The organism is Congregibacter sp., assembly GCF_045107095.1.
Classification (GTDB): Bacteria; Pseudomonadota; Gammaproteobacteria; order Pseudomonadales; family Halieaceae; genus Congregibacter.
Genome location: NZ_JBGCFU010000098.1, coordinates 1 through 16,489 on the forward strand (window position 1 = coordinate 1; position 16,489 = coordinate 16,489).

The 16,489-nt window shown below is 54.6% G+C and carries 15 protein-coding genes; 4 read left to right on the forward strand and 11 right to left on the reverse strand.

Annotated elements, in window-relative coordinates; translation table 11 throughout:
• The 7 genes from nqrF to AB8B76_RS12580 form a co-directional block, all read right to left on the reverse strand.
• Positions 1-1,209, reverse strand: a 1,209-nt coding sequence (gene nqrF, locus AB8B76_RS12550; protein ID WP_405272947.1) for an NADH:ubiquinone reductase (Na(+)-transporting) subunit F, incomplete at its 3' end; no start/stop codon positions are given.
• A 9-nt stretch (positions 1,210-1,218) separates the two neighbouring features.
• Positions 1,219-1,827 carry an NADH:ubiquinone reductase (Na(+)-transporting) subunit E gene (gene nqrE / locus AB8B76_RS12555; protein WP_405272948.1) on the reverse strand — a complete coding sequence of 203 codons (609 nt, stop codon included), beginning with the start codon at positions 1,825-1,827 and terminating at the stop codon, positions 1,219-1,221.
• Complete coding sequence (locus tag AB8B76_RS12560) at positions 1,827-2,489, reverse strand: NADH:ubiquinone reductase (Na(+)-transporting) subunit D (protein WP_405272950.1); 663 nt, start codon at positions 2,487-2,489, stop codon at positions 1,827-1,829. Before AB8B76_RS12560 ends, nqrE begins: the two co-directional genes overlap by 1 nt.
• A 2-nt stretch (positions 2,490-2,491) precedes the next feature.
• Positions 2,492-3,262 carry a Na(+)-translocating NADH-quinone reductase subunit C gene (locus AB8B76_RS12565; protein ID WP_405272951.1) on the reverse strand — a complete coding sequence of 257 codons (771 nt, stop codon included), beginning with the start codon at positions 3,260-3,262 and terminating at the stop codon, positions 2,492-2,494.
• Positions 3,255-4,451: an NADH:ubiquinone reductase (Na(+)-transporting) subunit B gene (locus AB8B76_RS12570; protein ID WP_405272953.1), complete on the reverse strand. Its 1,197-nt coding sequence runs from the start codon at positions 4,449-4,451 to the stop codon at positions 3,255-3,257. Before AB8B76_RS12570 ends, AB8B76_RS12565 begins: the two co-directional genes overlap by 8 nt.
• A 3-nt stretch (positions 4,452-4,454) precedes the next feature.
• Complete coding sequence (locus tag AB8B76_RS12575) at positions 4,455-5,798, reverse strand: Na(+)-translocating NADH-quinone reductase subunit A (RefSeq protein ID WP_405272955.1); 1,344 nt, start codon at positions 5,796-5,798, stop codon at positions 4,455-4,457.
• Positions 5,799-6,040: 242 nt separating this feature from the next.
• A complete protein-coding gene (locus tag AB8B76_RS12580; RefSeq protein WP_405272957.1) occupies positions 6,041-7,510 on the reverse strand; it encodes a glyceraldehyde-3-phosphate dehydrogenase in 1,470 nt (489 codons plus the stop codon).
• 161 nt (positions 7,511-7,671) lie between these two features.
• Here AB8B76_RS12580 and mfd point away from each other — a divergent pair, with 161 nt between their 5' ends.
• Both mfd and AB8B76_RS12590 read left to right on the forward strand, forming a co-directional pair.
• The gene (gene mfd, locus AB8B76_RS12585) at positions 7,672-11,166 is read left to right on the forward strand and encodes a transcription-repair coupling factor (RefSeq protein ID WP_405272959.1); all 3,495 of its coding nucleotides are present in this window, start codon (positions 7,672-7,674) and stop codon (positions 11,164-11,166) included.
• Positions 11,153-12,412 (forward strand): CsiV family protein, encoded by a 1,260-nt coding sequence (locus AB8B76_RS12590; RefSeq protein ID WP_405272960.1) that lies wholly within the window; start codon positions 11,153-11,155, stop codon positions 12,410-12,412. Before mfd ends, AB8B76_RS12590 begins: the two co-directional genes overlap by 14 nt.
• An 8-nt stretch (positions 12,413-12,420) precedes the next feature.
• Here the strand turns inward: AB8B76_RS12590 and AB8B76_RS12595 are convergent, their stop codons facing one another.
• Both AB8B76_RS12595 and AB8B76_RS12600 read right to left on the reverse strand, forming a co-directional pair.
• Entirely contained in the window at positions 12,421-13,158 is a 738-nt protein-coding gene (locus AB8B76_RS12595) for an S-methyl-5'-thioinosine phosphorylase (RefSeq protein WP_405272962.1), read from the reverse strand.
• A complete protein-coding gene (locus AB8B76_RS12600) occupies positions 13,155-14,252 on the reverse strand; it encodes a mechanosensitive ion channel family protein (RefSeq protein ID WP_405272963.1) in 1,098 nt (365 codons plus the stop codon). The genes AB8B76_RS12595 and AB8B76_RS12600 overlap by 4 nt, the downstream gene beginning before the upstream one ends.
• 243 nt (positions 14,253-14,495) lie before the next feature.
• On the opposite strand from AB8B76_RS12600, the gene AB8B76_RS12605 reads away from it, so the two are divergent.
• Positions 14,496-14,813 carry a DUF6763 family protein gene (locus AB8B76_RS12605; protein WP_405272965.1) on the forward strand — a complete coding sequence of 106 codons (318 nt, stop codon included), beginning with the start codon at positions 14,496-14,498 and terminating at the stop codon, positions 14,811-14,813.
• Positions 14,814-14,917: 104 nt separating this feature from the next.
• Positions 14,918-15,520, forward strand: a complete 603-nt coding sequence (gene lexA / locus AB8B76_RS12610) for a transcriptional repressor LexA (protein WP_405272966.1) — start codon at positions 14,918-14,920, stop codon at positions 15,518-15,520.
• Positions 15,521-15,655: 135 nt separating this feature from the next.
• Here lexA and AB8B76_RS12615 read toward each other — a convergent pair whose 3' ends face one another.
• Together AB8B76_RS12615 and AB8B76_RS12620 are read right to left on the reverse strand one after the other, a co-directional pair.
• Entirely contained in the window at positions 15,656-15,910 is a 255-nt protein-coding gene (locus tag AB8B76_RS12615; RefSeq protein ID WP_023659592.1) for a hypothetical protein, read from the reverse strand.
• An 84-nt stretch (positions 15,911-15,994) separates the two neighbouring features.
• Entirely contained in the window at positions 15,995-16,486 is a 492-nt protein-coding gene (locus AB8B76_RS12620; RefSeq protein WP_405272968.1) for a hypothetical protein, read from the reverse strand.
• Positions 16,487-16,489: the final 3 nt, after the last annotated feature.

Sequence of the window (16,489 nt, forward strand, 5' to 3'; positions counted from 1 at the left end):
ATCCAGCATGATGTTTTCCGGCTCGACACCCAAATCTGTGAGCATCTTGATAACAGCTGCATTCATCATTGGCGGACCACACATGTAGTACTCGCAGTCCTCGGGTGCAGGATGATCTTTAAGGTATTCCTCAAACAGTACATTGTGAATAAAGCCCGTCAGGCCATCCCAGTTATCCTCAGGCTGCGGATCAGACAGAGCGACATGCCAATCAAAATTTTCGTTAGCTGCAGCAAGACCGTCATAATCTTCCACGTAAAACATTTCTCGCAGAGATCGCGCGCCGTACCAAAAAGAAATCTTACGCTTGCTGCCAAGACGTTTTAGCTGATCAAAAATGTGAGATCGCATGGGCGCCATTCCCGCGCCACCACCGATAAATACCATTTCGGCATCAGTGTCTTTCGCAAAGAACTCGCCAAAGGGACCGTACACCGTGACCTTGTCACCAGGCTTCAGTCCAAATACCCACGACGACATCTGCCCGGGAGCAATGCCTTCACTACCTGGAGGCGGCGTTGCAATCCGGATATTGAACTTAACTACGCCTCTTTCTTCTGGGTAGTTAGCCATGGAGTACGCGCGAATTACCGTGTCATCTACCTGTGATGACATTTTGAAAAATCCAAAGCGCTCCCAGTCCCCGCGATACTCCTCTTCCACGTCAAAATCACTGTAATTGACCAGGTGCGGTGGACACTCTAGCTGGACATAACCGCCAGCGCGAAAATCAACATTCTCGCCTTCAGGTAAGCGTAAGGTCAGCTCTTTAATGAAGGTTGCCACATTGGGATTGCTCTCTACGGTGCACTCCCACTGCTTAACCCCGAATACCTCTTCAGGCACCTGGATCTTCATATCCTGTTTCACAGCGGTTTGGCAGGAGAGCCGCCACCCATCTGATGCGTCGCGACGCGTGAAGTGAGATTCCTCCGTGGGCAGCATAGAGCCGCCCCCTTCATTCACGATGCACTTACACTGGGCGCAAGTGCCACCGCCACCGCAGGCGGAGGCCAGAAACACATTTGCGTCCGAGAGGGTCTGCAGCAATTTGCCTCCCGCGGGCACGGTGATATTGCGCTCACCGTTGATTTCGATAGTTACATCACCACTGCTGACCAGAAGCGTTCGCGCATAAAGAATGATGCCTACCAGCGCCAAAATCATCGCGGTAAACATGCCAACGCCATATACGATTGTCATATCCATGAATGTGCCTCAGAGATCGATGCCACCCAAGGCCATAAAGCCCAGGGACATCAGTCCTACAGTGATAAAGGTAATGCCGAGCCCCTGCAAGCCATCAGGGACATCGCTGTATTTAAGCTTCTCGCGAATGCCTGCCAGGGCAACGATCGCCAGTGCCCAACCGACGCCCGCACCGGCACCGAAAACCACACTTTCGCCGAAGTTGTAGTCACGTTCGACCATCAGTAGCGAGGCGCCAAGAATTGCGCAGTTCACGGTGATCAGCGGCAGGAAAACGCCCAACGCGTTGTACAAAGCAGGAACGTACTTATCAAGAAACATCTCCAGTATCTGCACGAGAGCGGCAATAACACCGATGTATGACAACAGCCCCAAAAAGCTCAAATCCACATCGGGTAGACCCGCCCAGGCCAAAGCGCCATCTGCCAGCAGATAGTTGTAGATCAGGTTGTTTACCGGGACGGTGATCGTAAGAACAACGACCACAGCAACACCTAGACCGATAGCGGCACTGACCTTCTTGGACACCGCAAGGAAGGTACACATGCCCAGGAACACAGACAGCGCCATATTTTCAATGAAAATCGCCCGCACAAACAGGCCGAGGTAATACTCCATTAGACGCTCTCCTCCGCTACGGTGTGTTTCGCCATACGGAAGTCTGGCTCTTCAACCTGCTTTGCATCAGCGGAACGAAGAATCCAGATAAACAGGCCAATCAGGAAAAATGCGCTGGGCGGAAGCAACAGCAGACCGTTGGGGTTGTACCAGCCGCCCTCGGTGACCAGAGGTAGAATTTCAAACCCAAACAATTTACCTGCGCCGAAGAGCTCTCGAATAACCGCGACAAATATCAGCACCACCGAATAACCAAGACCGTTACCAATACCATCCATGAAGCTGGCGACTGGCGGGTTCTTCATGGCGTAGGCTTCAGCACGCCCCATCACGATGCAGTTGGTAATAATCAGTCCTACGAAAACCGAGAGCTGCTTGCTGATGTCATAAGCAACGGCTTTTAGGACCTCGTCGACCAAAATCACCAGCGACGCAATGATCGTCATCTGAACGATGATTCGAATGCTTCCCGGGATGTGGTGTCGGATCGATGAAATAAACAAATTCGAAAACGCGGTTACCAAGGTCAAGGCGATACACATCACCAAGGTCACTTTCAGTGAGGAGGTTACCGCCAGAGCAGAGCAAATACCTAGTATCTGCAGCGCGATCGGATTGTTTTTAAATATTGGGCCCGCGAGCGTGTCTTTCACTGCGTCCATGATCAAGCCTCCCCGTTTTTGAGGTTTTCAAGGAAGGGAGCGAAACCCGCATCACCCAGCCAAAAATCAATAAGGTTGGTAACGCCGCGGCTCGTCAATGTTGCGCCCGACAGGCCATCGACCATCCAGTCCGCATTAGCGTTGGCCGGATTGACAGCGCCTTTGGTGAGACTGAGCTCCACTTCACCATCTCGATAGACCTTCTTTCCTGGCCAGAGAGCCTTCCATCGCGGGTTATCGACCTCACCACCTAGGCCGGGAGTTTCGCCGTGATCGTAAAACCCCAGTCCCGCTACCGTATTGCCGTCTGACTCTAAGGCAAGGAAGCCGTAAAGCGTCGACCACAGACCATATCCATGCACAGGCAGAATGATTTTTTCGTAGTCACCCGCTTCACCGCGCACCAAATAGACCTGCGCCACAGAGGCCTGACGGCCAACCTTGGCTATATCTTCGTCACCGGGAACATCCCGAGAAAGACTGGGATCCTTGGCAGCGGCTCGCTGGTCATAGCCTGAAGACACCGCGTCGGTAAACTCGCCACTCGCAAGGTCCACAAAGCGTTCTTCCACCACCGCAAACTGCTCATCGACACTGCGCCCTTCTTCAAGCATGCCTGCTGCCTGCAGAATGTTTCGCTTTCGATCGAGACTTTTATTCGCTTCCTGCGCTGGCTTTAACACCACCGCAGCGGTGGACACAATAACCGAGCACACAATACACAGCGCCAGGGCAACACCGAGAATTTTGCCGATACCGTCGTTACTAGCCACGGGCGAGTCTCCTTTTGATGTTCGCCTGAACCGCAAAGTGGTCAAACAGCGGTGCAAACAAGTTCGCAAACAGGATCGCCAGCATAATGCCCTCCGGGAACGCGGGATTGATGACCCGAATCAGCACAGCCATGACTCCAATCAAAATTCCGTAGGCCCAGCGACCGTTATCCGTCATGGCTGCTGACACCGGGTCTGTCGCCATAAAAAACATCCCGAAGGCAAAGCCTCCAACGACCATATGCCAGTACCAAGGCATGGCGAACGCTGGATTAGTATCAGATCCCACAATGTTCAGGAACGAGGAGAACAGGAACATGCCGAGGAATACGCCGGCCACCACCCGCCAGGAAGCGATTTTAGTCAGTAGCAATATCGCGCCGCCGATCATGACCATGAGCGTTGAAGTTTCACCAATAGATCCTGGAATCGAGCCGATGAAAGCGTCGATCCACGTGTACTGGGCCTGCATCGCGGTCATGCCTTCAGACGCCACCATTCCGAGGGGCGTGGCGCCGCTGTATCCGTCCACAGCAGTCCAGACAGCATCCCCGGACAGCTGCGCCGGGTAAGCAAAATAGAGAAAAGCGCGACCGGTAAGAGCTGGGTTCAGAAAGTTCTTTCCCGTACCCCCAAATACTTCTTTTCCAATAACGATGCCGAAACTAATACCCAGGGCAGCCTGCCACAGGGGCAAATCCGGAGGGCATATCAACGCGAAGAGAATTGAGGTAACAAAGAATCCTTCATTAATCTCGTGGCCTCGCTTAACTGCAAAGAGTACTTCCCAAAAACCACCGACAGCGAAGGTCACTGCGTAGATGGGCAGGAAGTACAAAGCACCGAACCACATGTTGTGCCAGATATTCGAGGAGTCATTGCCGCCAAAAGAGGCGATCAAAGAACCACGCCAACCATCAACACTACCGCCGGTAACCGCAAGAATCTCGTTCGCCTGAAAACCGAGGTTGTACATGCCGTAGAACATCGCGGGGAACGCCGCCAGCCATACGGTGATCATGATGCGCTTTAAATCTATGCCATCGCGCACATGCGCGGTGGTGTGCGTTACTGTCGATGGTTTATAGAAAATAGTGTCCACAGCTTCATAGAGCGGATAGAAGTTTTGGTAACGTCCGCCGTCCTGAAAGTGGTGTTCAACGCCGTCAAGCCATTTACGTAGAGCCACGACTTAACCCTCCTTCTCAATGCGTGTCAGGTTATCCCTAAGGATAGGCCCATATTCGTACTTTCCGGGACAGACGTACGTGCACAGAGCAAGATCTTCTTCATCAAGCTCCAGACAACCGAGAGCCTGCGCTGTTTCGGTATCGCCGACGATCAATGAGCGAAGAAGCTGCGTGGGCAAAATATCCAGCGGCATGATGCGCTCGTAAGCACCGACGGGCACCATGGCGCGCTCGCTACCATTGGTTGATGTCGTCATTGCCAATGGCTTACGACCAAAGAAACTGCTTAGGTAAATACCAAGGCTGGAGTGCTTCTTGGTACCTGCCCTCAAGTAGTGCAGAAACTCTCGTTCCCGCCCTTCTTCAAGCACCGTGACTTGAGCGTGATAACGCCCGAGATACGCGGTAGCACCAGCTACCTTACGTCCCCCCAGCACAGAACCAGAGATAATCCGGTTCTCCCCTGCCTTGAGTTGTCCTGCAACCAGAGCCTCCAAATCCACTCCGACGCGAGTTCGCAGAAGTCGTGGAGCCTCCACTTGAGGCCCCGCAAGCGATACGACGCGTTCAGTCCAGAGACGACCATCGAGAAACAGGCGCCCGATGGCGATGACATCCTGATAACCCACAGTCCATACCACCCGCTCAGGACTTGCACCGAAAAGATGATGTACGTGAGTGCCCGGCAAGCCCGCCGGATGCGGTCCCGCGAACTCTTCCTGCTGGATATTGCTCGCAGTGCCCCCAGAAATCCCCGCCTGCGGCGCTGTGCACAGGTACAAAGACCCTCCAGTCTGGCCAGCCAGAAGATCAAGACCCAAGGAAAAAGCATCCGACTGCTCGCTAATCACTACCGCTGGGTTTGCCGCCAGAGGATGTGTATCCATGGCCGTCACAAAAATACCCGCAGGCTGATGATCGGGAGCAGGCACGGCACTGAAGGGACGTGTCCGTAACGCCGCCCACTGCCCGGAGCTCAAAAGCTGCTCTCTTACGTCACTGGCACCTAACGCCCGGGCTTCTTCCGCAGAATACGCCGTGTACGCAACGGCATCATCACCTTCAACATCGATGACAACCGATTCTAAAACGCGCTTGGCACCACGATTGATCGCTGAAACGACCCCCGATGCAGGAGCCGTATAGTGCACGCCTTCCGTCTTCTTACAGCTAAAGAGTATTTGCCCGCACTGGACACGATCACCGACCTGTACGGCCATTGTTGGCTTCATACCAACGTAATCGGCACCAAGCACGGCAACAGCACGTGCATCGGGCGCTTCAGAAATGCTCTGCTCGGGCGCGCCCTCGAGAGGGATATCAAGCCCTCGGGAAATTTTAATCATGTAATCCGCCTGGATTGTCGTTGTGTTTCAAGCGAATGGGTCGGCACTAGAGACGCAAAAAACCATGTTTTGCGCCCGCACTGACCTTGAATGACTTACCGACTCGCTTCGCTCCCCCACGAACCGGCTTCAGGCCGCGCGCATTATAGCGAAGCGTCGGGTACTCCCGCTACTGAAGTAACGACCTATTTGCAGAAGTCTTCAAGAGAAAAGTCTCGACAATTCGCCGAGACTTCCAAGATTCAAGCCTGTTTGGGATACACGGCGTAGTTAACCCCCGCCATACGCTCCATTACGCGGTATACCTGGCAGCTATATCCAAACTCGTTGTCATACCAAAGGTACATAACAGCCTGATTTCCACTCACTATTGTCGCTTGAGCGTCATAAACACAGGCGGTCCGCGACCCGACAAAGTCGGAAGACACCACCTCAGGCGAGTTGGAGTAGTCGATCTGGCGGCGCATGGTTGAATGTAGTGCCATATGACGCATGTACTCGTTCAGAGCCTCAGCATCTGTCTCTTCTCTGAGCGTCAGGTTCAAAATAGCCATGGACACGTTGGGTGTAGGAACCCGAATTGCATTGCCCGTGAGCTTTCCGGAAAGCTGAGGCAGCACCTTGGCTACGGCCTTTGCAGCGCCAGTCTCAGTAATCACCATATTCAACGGTGCGCTGCGGCCCCGACGATCGGCTTTGTGATAGTTGTCGATGAGATTCTGGTCATTGGTGTACGCGTGAACAGTCTCTACGTGGCCATGAAGTATCCCAAATTTGTCATCGATCGCCTTAAGCGGCGGAACAATGGCATTGGTGGTACACGATGCTGCTGAAATAATGCTGTCGTCTGCCGCAATGTCTTCACTATTTATGCCAGCTACGATGTTTTTGATATCGCCTTTGCCCGGCGCCGTCAAAATCACCTTCGCCGCACCCTTTGATTTCAGATGCTGAGAGAGGCCGTCTTCATCGCGCCATACACCGGTGTTATCGATAATAATCGCATTGTCGATTCCGTACTCCGTGTAATCGATAGTGTCGGGCGAACTAGCGTAAATGACTCGCACCTCATTGCCATTGGCCACAAAGCTCTGCCGCTCTTCATCAACGCGAATAGTTCCCTTAAAGGCGCCGTGCACAGAGTCTCGTCGCAAAAGACTTGCGCGTTTCTCGATATCGTTGGGTGCCTTACCCTTTCGTACAACAATCGCGCGCAGACGGAATGCTTCGCCGCCCGCAGCCTTGTCTATGAGGATCCTCGCGACCAGTCGGCCGATACGACCAAAACCATAGAGGACCACATCAACAGGCTTCTGAACCGCAGAGTTATCGCTCTCAAGAAGGTAACCGAGTTGCTCGCGCACGTACTCGTCAACGGTCAGGCCTTCGCCATGATTCTTATCGTAATAATTTACCGCTAGTCGGCCCACATCAATGTGCGCTGGCCCCAAGTCCAGTTTGCTCATAGCGTTCAGTACGGGATGAGTTTCGCGTTCGGACAGCTCGTTCCCTTCCACCTGTCGGACGTAACGATGCGTCTTCATGAGCTCCAGTACCGAGGTATTTACCAGAGAGCGGTCGTAGCAAAAGCACTTGACGTTCTTTTCACGGGCCAGACGTCCCACCAGGGGAATAATGTCTTCAGCCAGCGCCTCGCGCTCTTTCCAATCCTTGAAATAGTCGTCCGGGCGTGGTCTTTTGCGTTCCGTCACTGGTCTCAATCCTTTTGTGGCGCGCGTCGGCGCGGTAAATAGACGCGATAATAACTGTGCGTTGATTTCAGCCGCGCATTATCCTCGCGCGCTCCCAAGCTAGCAACATGATAAATGTTGGCCTCTTCACAGTTTGGATGCCCAGCCTACCTCGCTCTACAATGGCACCCCTTACCGAGCTGACTCGTCCTATCGCTATGTTATTCGCACCACTGCTGGGCTCCGCGCCCTGGCCCTCAAAAACCGGCTCGCGTACCGCTGTGGGTCCGTTTTACGGAAGCACAGCGTCCCTGTGTATTGCCGAGCTGGCCCGAGAGCAACGTTTGCTCGTGGTTTTCACCGAGGATACGGCACAGGCCCAAATGCTCGCTCGAGAGCTGCCGTTCTTCCTTCCGAAGGGCTGCGAAATTCTGCAGCTCCCGGATTGGGAAACCCTACCCTACGATAACTTCTCGCCACATCAGGACATTGTCTCCGAGCGACTGAGAACCCTGCATCGACTACCGAGCACTAAAAGTGGGGTGCTGTTACTGCCTATGGCGGCGCTGATGCAACGACTGCCGCCCCGGCACTACATCGAGGCGAATAGCCTTCTTCTGCAAGAAGGGCAATCTCTGGACTTTGAAACACTGCGTGGGGCGCTTTCCAAGAGTGGGTACCGCTCTGTCGACACGGTCTACGAACACGGCGAGTTTGCGGTGCGCGGCTCACTCATGGACATCTACCCCATGGGCAGCAAACTGCCCCTACGCATTGATCTTATGGATGACGAGATCGATAGCTTGCGCTGCTTCGACCCCGAGACCCAGCGCACGATCGAAAAGCTCTCAAGCGTTGATCTACTGCCTGCCCGAGAATTCCCCCTGGACAAGCCCGGGATCAAAGCGTTTCAACAGCGCTGGTATGCCCGCTTTGATGTCGACCACGATCAATGCCCGGTTTTCACAGAGTTGAGCGATGGACGGGCTCCGGGCGGCGCGGAATATTACCTGCCCCTATTCTTTGATGCCTGTGAATCCTTGCTCGATTACCTCCCGGCAAACGCGGCGCTCGTCACTCTGGGCGACCACTACAGCGCCGCGTCCAGATTTTGGGAAGAAGCATCTCGACGATTCGAAGACTATGGCGTCGATCCACGCCGCCCACTCCTTTCTCCGGCGGAACTCTTCATGCCGGTCGAAGAGCTTTTTCAGTTATTAGGAAAGCATGCGGTCCTCGAGCTTCGACCCAGCGCCGAGGCGCCGGCGCATATAAATACCAGCACTGAACCACCCCCTCAGCTGCTTGATGGCGAGAACGAGACCGGCCTCGCCACTCGGCTGCAAACCCTCCTGAAAGATCATAGCGGCCCTGTCTTGCTTTGCGCAGAAACCGAGGGCCGGCGAGAAATACTTCTGGAATCGCTCGGAAAACCGCCCCTGGAAGTCTCTAGTTGGGACGAGTTCATGGGTTCTGAGGTGGACTTTGCCCTTGCCGTTGCGCCCATTGATCGCGGCATCAACCTGGGCCCTACGTCGCCCATGCTGATTACAGAGACGCAGCTCTTTGGTGAACGCGTCGCCCAGCGGCGGCGGCGCCGTGGTCGCGATGCTCTCGATCCCGAGGCGATTTTCCGAGACTTGAATGAACTCCGGGAAGGCTCCCCCGTTGTTCACGCTGAACATGGCATCGGACGCTATGTTGGCTTAACGCACCTGGACGTCGACGGCAGTGCGGCGGAATTTCTGACCCTGGAATACGCTGATCAATCAAAACTCTACGTCCCCGTCGCTTCACTGCAGCTGATTAGCCGTTACGCGGGGAGCGACCCGGAGCACGCGCCCCTACATCGACTGGGCTCTGAGCAATGGGACAAGGCACAGCGTAAAGCAAGGGAAAAAGCCAACGATGTGGCTGCCCAGCTTCTTGAGGTTTATGCACGGCGTGAAGCCAGAGAGGGTGTGCAGTTCACCAGCCCCGAAGGAGACTACGAAAAGTTTGCCGCTGGATTTCCTTTTGAAGAAACTCCCGATCAGGCGGCTGCGATTGATGCCGTAGAGGAGGACATGTGCAGTAAAGGCGTTATGGATCGCCTTGTCTGTGGTGATGTGGGCTTTGGTAAAACCGAAGTGGCGATGCGTGCGGCATTTATCGCCACCGCCAATCAGCGACAAGTAGCAGTCCTGGTGCCTACTACCCTCCTCGCCCAGCAGCACTACAACTCCTTTCGGGACCGCTTTGCCAACTGGCCGGTGAAGATCGAAGTGATATCCCGCTTTCGCGCTGCCTCTGACACCCGAGAAATCGCCAAGCGACTGGAGGCTGGCGATGTAGATATTCTTATAGGCACGCACAAGCTCATACAAAGCGATATCAAATTTGCAGATCTTGGCTTGTTGATCATCGATGAGGAACACCGCTTCGGTGTGCGTCAGAAAGACAGCATTAAAGCGCTGCGGGCAGAAGTCGACATTCTCACGCTGACAGCAACACCGATTCCCCGAACCCTGAACATGGCACTGGGGGGCATGCGCGATCTGTCTATTATTGCAACCCCGCCAGCGAGACGACTTTCTATCAAAACCTTTGTCCGAGAGCATGATCACGGCCTGATCAAGGAAGCTGTACTTCGCGAATCCCTGCGCGGCGGGCAGGTCTTTTACGTCCACAATGAAGTGCGCACCATCGAACAGCGAGCGGAATCCCTGAGAGAACTTTTACCCGACCTGTCAGTTGCAACCGCTCATGGGCAGATGCATGAGACTCAGCTTGAGCGAGTGATGTCAGACTTTTATCACCAGCGTCATCACATACTCGTCTGCTCCACAATTATAGAAACTGGCATCGACATCCCGAACGCCAACACCATTATTATTGATAGAGCGGATAAGTTTGGCTTAGCACAGCTTCATCAGCTCCGAGGCCGAGTCGGACGCTCTCACCATCAGGCTTATGCCTACCTGTTATGTCCGCCCGTTTCCGCGATGACCACCGATGCGAGCAAACGCCTGGAGGCGATCGAAGCGGCCGGTGACCTCGGAGCGGGCTATCAACTGGCCACCCACGATCTGGAAATCCGCGGCGCGGGTGAGCTTCTGGGCGATGAACAAAGCGGCCAGATTCAAAGCGTGGGCTTTGCCATGTACTCCCAACTTCTTCGCCAAGCGGTAGAGGCTCTCCGTCGCGGCGACATCCCTGACGTGGATGCGCCGCTACAAGCGATTACTGAAGTGAACTTACACAGCCCTGCACTCATACCTGACGATTACCTGCCCGACCCTAATATGCGATTGATCCTCTACAAGCGCATCGCCGCTTGTGAAAATGATCTGGCACTACGAGAAATGCAGGTGGAAATGATCGATCGCTTTGGTCTATTACCGCCGCCCGTGAAAGGCTTGTTTGGCACCAGCTCTCTGCGCTTGCTCGCACAGAGATGCGGTATAAAGGCATTAGAGCTTGGAGATACTGGGGGGCACATCGACTTTATGGACAACACCAACGTGGACCCGCTGCAACTCGTTACCCTGGTACAAGAGCATCCCCTGCACTATCGGCTAGCAGGCCCCACACGGTTGCGCGTTGACCGGTCTCTGCCCGATGTGAAACAGCGAGAAGAACTTGCCAGAGAACTGTTGCAACGGTTGGCGGGAGACGCATTGAATGAAGCGGCCTGAAAATTTCCTAGCAAGCTTTCCCGTGGTCCCGGATTCGCTACCAGGCACTCTCCCAAGAATTCTTCTCGGCGCAGCTTTGAGTGCTTTTATGAGCGTAAACGCGTCAGCAGAGGTGCCAGAAGAGCTTGCGGAAAACTGGTACCGCACAGAAATACTGGTTTTTGTACGTGAAGACGCACAGAGCCGTAGCTCAGAGCAGTGGGAGCCCTTGCCAGAGCTGAGCTACCCGGAACGCTATCAATACCTCATCGACCCGGCCATGGCAGACCGTCGACTTCAGGAAAGCCTGGGCTACGAGAGCGTCTTCGATGAGCAAGGCAGACAAACACTCCGTGTGCCCGCACCTATAGAGGAAGTCCTCGACCATTCTCGACCAGATGCCATTACCGTACCTCTACCAGAGTTGGATGTACTGCTACCAGCTGACGAACAAGCCAGCAATAGACTCCTAGTAGACCCCAACAACCCAAATCTGGATCCCAAGGATCCACTGATTGATCTTGATAGCCCCATCGTAAGCCTGCCCTATGAGTTACTCGGCAGAGACAACCTGGAGTTTCGCGCTCATGCCAGAAGCTTGCGACGGAGAGGTGAACGGGTTGTTTTTCATGGAAGCTGGTGGGCGCAGCTGAACGATCAGGATGAAACACCAGCACTGATCATGGACCGTTCCGGAGATATGGACAGCACCGATTGGCCGGCGCTGCAGGGCAGTCTGAAAGTCTATCGATCTCGCTACCTACACCTGGTCCTCGATCTGTGGGTCAACACCCTGGGTGAATACCTGCCCGAAGGCTGGCAGATTGACGCACCACCTCTGGCCCCCACTTCGCTGGTCGCACGAACTCTCAGCGGCAAAGACATTGATCCCTGGGCGCCCGCCAAGCCTCCCCTCCCCAGCGACGCCAGCTTTGGCCGGACTGCCGATAACTCTGGTGACATCAGTCCAGACACAGAAACAACGGATGAAGCAATAACAGACGCAGCGGAAGAGTTAGCAGACGAAGCCGCCATACCTTCGTATCCCTGGCGCCATGCGATTGTTCACCGTCAAACGCGGCGCATGCGCTCAGGCGAAATACACTATCTGGATCACCCTGTGATTGGTGTCATAGTAAAGGTGACGCCCATGAGCGACGAGGCATTGCCACTGGTCGCGCCCGAGATCCGGGAGTTTCGCGAACGCCACGCCTTGCCTGTCGAGGTATTGCCAGTAGACTCCGAAGCAGAAGAAGAAAACGACTAAGCGGCAGCTTACTGCTTTAAAAAAGCCGTAAGGAATTCAGCAAACAGCGCGGTTTCTGACAGTAGCGTCGCTCGAATAGCATCCATAGAAATGGGCGCATCGCTGATACCCGCTGCCGCATTAACCACCATGCACACGGCTGCGTAGGGGATCTCCAGTTCCCGCGACAACGCGGCTTCAGGCATACCCGTCATTCCCAAGAGATCGCATCCATCCTGAGAAAAGCGCTTCACCTCAGCTGCCGTTTCAAGCCGCGGCCCCTGAACAACGCCCATAACCGCACCGTCGATATAGGCGACACCAGCACCATCCGCCGCTCGCATGAGTTCGCTTCGCAGCGCCTCATCGTAGGGGTGTGTAAAGTCTACGTGCTGCAAACTTCCGCTACTGCCGTCGTCAAAGCTGTGCTCGCGCCCCCAGGTATAGTCGATCAACTGATGGGGAATGATTAACTTCCCCGGCATCATTGACGGGCTAATGGCGCCCACGGCATTAGCCGCAAGTATCCGCTCTACCCCCAACTCCCTCAGCGCCCACAAGTTAGCGCGATAGTTCACGAGGTGCGGAGGGACAGGTCCTCCACTGCCGCCATGGCGATGAAGAAAAAACAACTTGCGGCCGCTTAGTACGCCCTCTTCGATGGCCATCGAAGGTTGCCCATAGGGAGTATCCACCGCATGAGATGCCAGAACCTCCAAACCCTCAAGCTTATTGAGCCCTGTACCGCCAATCAGCCCAATGCTCATGAGCCCATCTCCTCAATGGAACCCTGCATGTGCAATGTCCGCGTGGGAAAAGCAATGTCGGCGCCATGCTTATGCACAATGTCCAGAACTTTCATCAAGACATCTTGCTTTACACCGTGGTACTCAACCCAATTCGTCGTCCGCGTGTGGCAGTACAAAAAGCAATCCAAAGATGATCCCCCAAAGGATTCAAAATTCACGATGATAGTCTGGCCGGTATCAATCGCATCGTGGCTGTTCAACATCTCGCGTACAGCATCCACAACCGGCCCTACGCTGCGGCTATCCTCGTAGCGCAACCCGAACTTTTCATAGATACGTCGATTGAGCATGCGCGACGGATTTTCAATCACAATTTGACTAAACACCGAGTTGGGAACGTACAGCGGCCTCTTATCGAAAGTTCGAATCCTCGTCACTCGCCATCCAATGTCTTCTACGGTGCCTTCCAGTGCACGGTCCGGAGAGCGCACCCAGTCTCCAATGGTAAAGGGGCGATCCATATGGATACCCAGCCCACCAAAGAAGTTGGCGAGCAAATCCTTGGCCGCAAAACCAACGGCAATGCCCCCGATACCCCCAAAGGCCAGCAGCCCTGATACCGAAACACCCAGCGTCTGCAGGAGCATGAGGACGGTGACTAACCACAGGGCGACACGGAGAAGCCTAGCGGTTGAACGTACCGTGGCCTTATCGACAGAGGTGCCGTCGGAGAACTTTGCAAGAACCACCTGCTCTTCGACGTTCGTAATCAAACGATGAAGAAACCACGGCACGAGAAGAACCAATGAGGCATGAAGCGTCGTTAGTCCCACTCCCCGGACGGAAGCCAGCGCTGGTAGCAGCGCAAAGAGCAGCGTCAGCAACAGCAACCACCAGGCCAGCTTGGCGGGAGCAATGAGTGCCACCACAAATGCATCGTCCCACTGCTGCTCGGACTGCTGGGCCAGGCGATACAACCGTCTTAGCAACACTCCAATGATCCATTGACCAAGCAGCGCGATGAGCAAGAGACCTGTCACGGCCACCCAAACCCAGGGGAGATTCAAGCTGTTAGCAATGTGCGCAAAAGCGACCGTGAGCTGTGATTCCATGTCGATCCTGACTCGTTTTTAGACTATTTGAGCATGTAGAAACCGCCGTTAAGGCAGCCAAAGTATAACAGTGCCCGAGCGACCTCAGAGGTTTGTTGCAGCAGCAATCGCAAGTGTCTGAATAGCCAAGCATCATCTGAAAGCGGCACAAATCCCCGCAAAAGTGTCGCGCTCGAGTGACACTTTTTTGGGCTGGCATCTCTGTAGATTGCTGATAGTTTTGTAATTGGAGGTAGGGAAACTATGAGTCAATTTGTTCCAAAACTGGGCCGCTGGTATCAGGATAAAGAAAGCGGCCAGCTGTTTGAAATCGTGTCACTGGACGCCGACGAAGCAAACGTGCAAGTTCAATACCTGGATGGCGAAATAGCCGACTTTGAGTTTGATGTCTGGGCTGAACTTAAACTACGCACCGCTGCCGCACCGGAAGACTGGCGTACAGCATTCGAACTTGATGATGCGGATGAGAGCGATCCCGACGCGGCCATGCACCCACTCCAGTGGGCAAGTCCCCTGTCAGCCATTGAGCCCGACACGATACTGGCCCTCGAGGAGTTTTAGGCCTTAGCACTCAAAGCCTAAGGTCTGGCCTCCCGCACATACCGGTTGCCACAAGCCTTTTACTGTATATAATCACAGGCACTGTACATATTCACAGGTGCCCTATGCTTAAGCTCACCGCCCGCCAGGAACAAGTTCTGGACGTTATACGACGCCATATTGGTGACACCGGCATGCCCCCAACGAGAGCAGATATAGCAAAAGAACTGGGGTTCAAGTCGGCTAATGCCGCTGAAGAACACTTGAAGGCTCTTGCCCGCAAAGGCGCTATCGAGATCATCCCCGGGGCATCGCGAGGTATAAGGCTGCCTGAGGAAGCGGGATTACCAATCGTAGGTAAAGTCGCTGCCGGCGAGCCTATTCTCGCCGCCGAAAACGTTGAGGAGCACTGTGCGGTAGATCCTTCAATGTTTCATCCTCCCGCGGACTATCTACTTCGCGTCCAGGGAGACAGCATGATCAACGTCGGTATTCACGACGGAGACCTGCTCGCGGTGCATAGCACGCCCGTTGCCGATAACGGCGCGATTGTCGTGGCGCGTATAGATGACGAAGTGACTGTTAAACGCTTGAAGCGCGGGCGTGATAAGCGCCACCTGCAATTACTTCCGGAGAACGATCAACTCTCGCCTATCAAGGTAGATCTCGCAGAGACCGACTTTGCGATAGAAGGCCTGAGCGTAGGGATTATCCGCAGGTCTATTTAGCGTTCTGCATAGCCAGACAGTAAGGGCTTGTACTAGTCATTAGGGAATTCTGGCTTAGCCCAATCCCTGTGTCAGAGTCTGGAAGAGACGCTTCTGGACGCTGACCGCGCCTAAAGCTGGGGGCCCCACCGCGAATCAGTGAAGAATGCGGGGGGCGGTTTGGGTGGGCTCCGTCTCTACTTCAACGTCCGTCTGCTCGGCTACCTGCGCGGCCGCCTGGATACCAGCCTGAATCATGGCTTTAGCCACTTCCAGTCCCTGATCCATTATGTACATTCGGGTTTCGTCTGAAAAACTGATGGTCACGAGGGGCTCGCTGTCGTCATCAGCACGTTGTAGAACAATGTCGCCATCACCGAGATCCACGATCTCGAGCAAAGATGTAGGCACGCAATAACCTCTAATTGAGAGATGCAACAGAATGGTAGCAGCCCTCATCCCTCCCTCACAAGTCGAGGCGCGGGGCAAAGGTACTCAACACTCGGACAAAGAATCGTCCATGCGCGTCATAATTGCAGTTAAAGCGTCTGCCCAAGCCAGGGCCACGGGGAACCCCGGTGGCTCTCTGTCACTCACTAAAAGCCCTTGTGCGGGCTTCGGGCTCATATCTTTAGCGTCGTGGGCATGGTTTTGATCGTCGTCGTCAGACAGCATTTGGGCAAGCCAGCCACTGTTCTCTAACTGCGCGAACTCCGCGATCTCGGGACCAAGCGCCTTCCCCGCCTCGGGCGCTGGCAGCTCCTGAGTGCTCCGCGGACATACTGCTGTGACTGGCTCTTCAACGCCCGTGAGCGACAACAGAAACCAGCCATAGGCTTTTATCAGGTGACCTCTCACAGCGGGCAGGAACCCATCGATAAGCGCCGCGTCAGAATGGGCACCCTCCCCTCGCATGTAATTCCACGCCTCCAAAAGAATCCGGGCGCGATACAGAGCCCGGTTCGCTTCGCTTCGCGACCGAGCCATGCC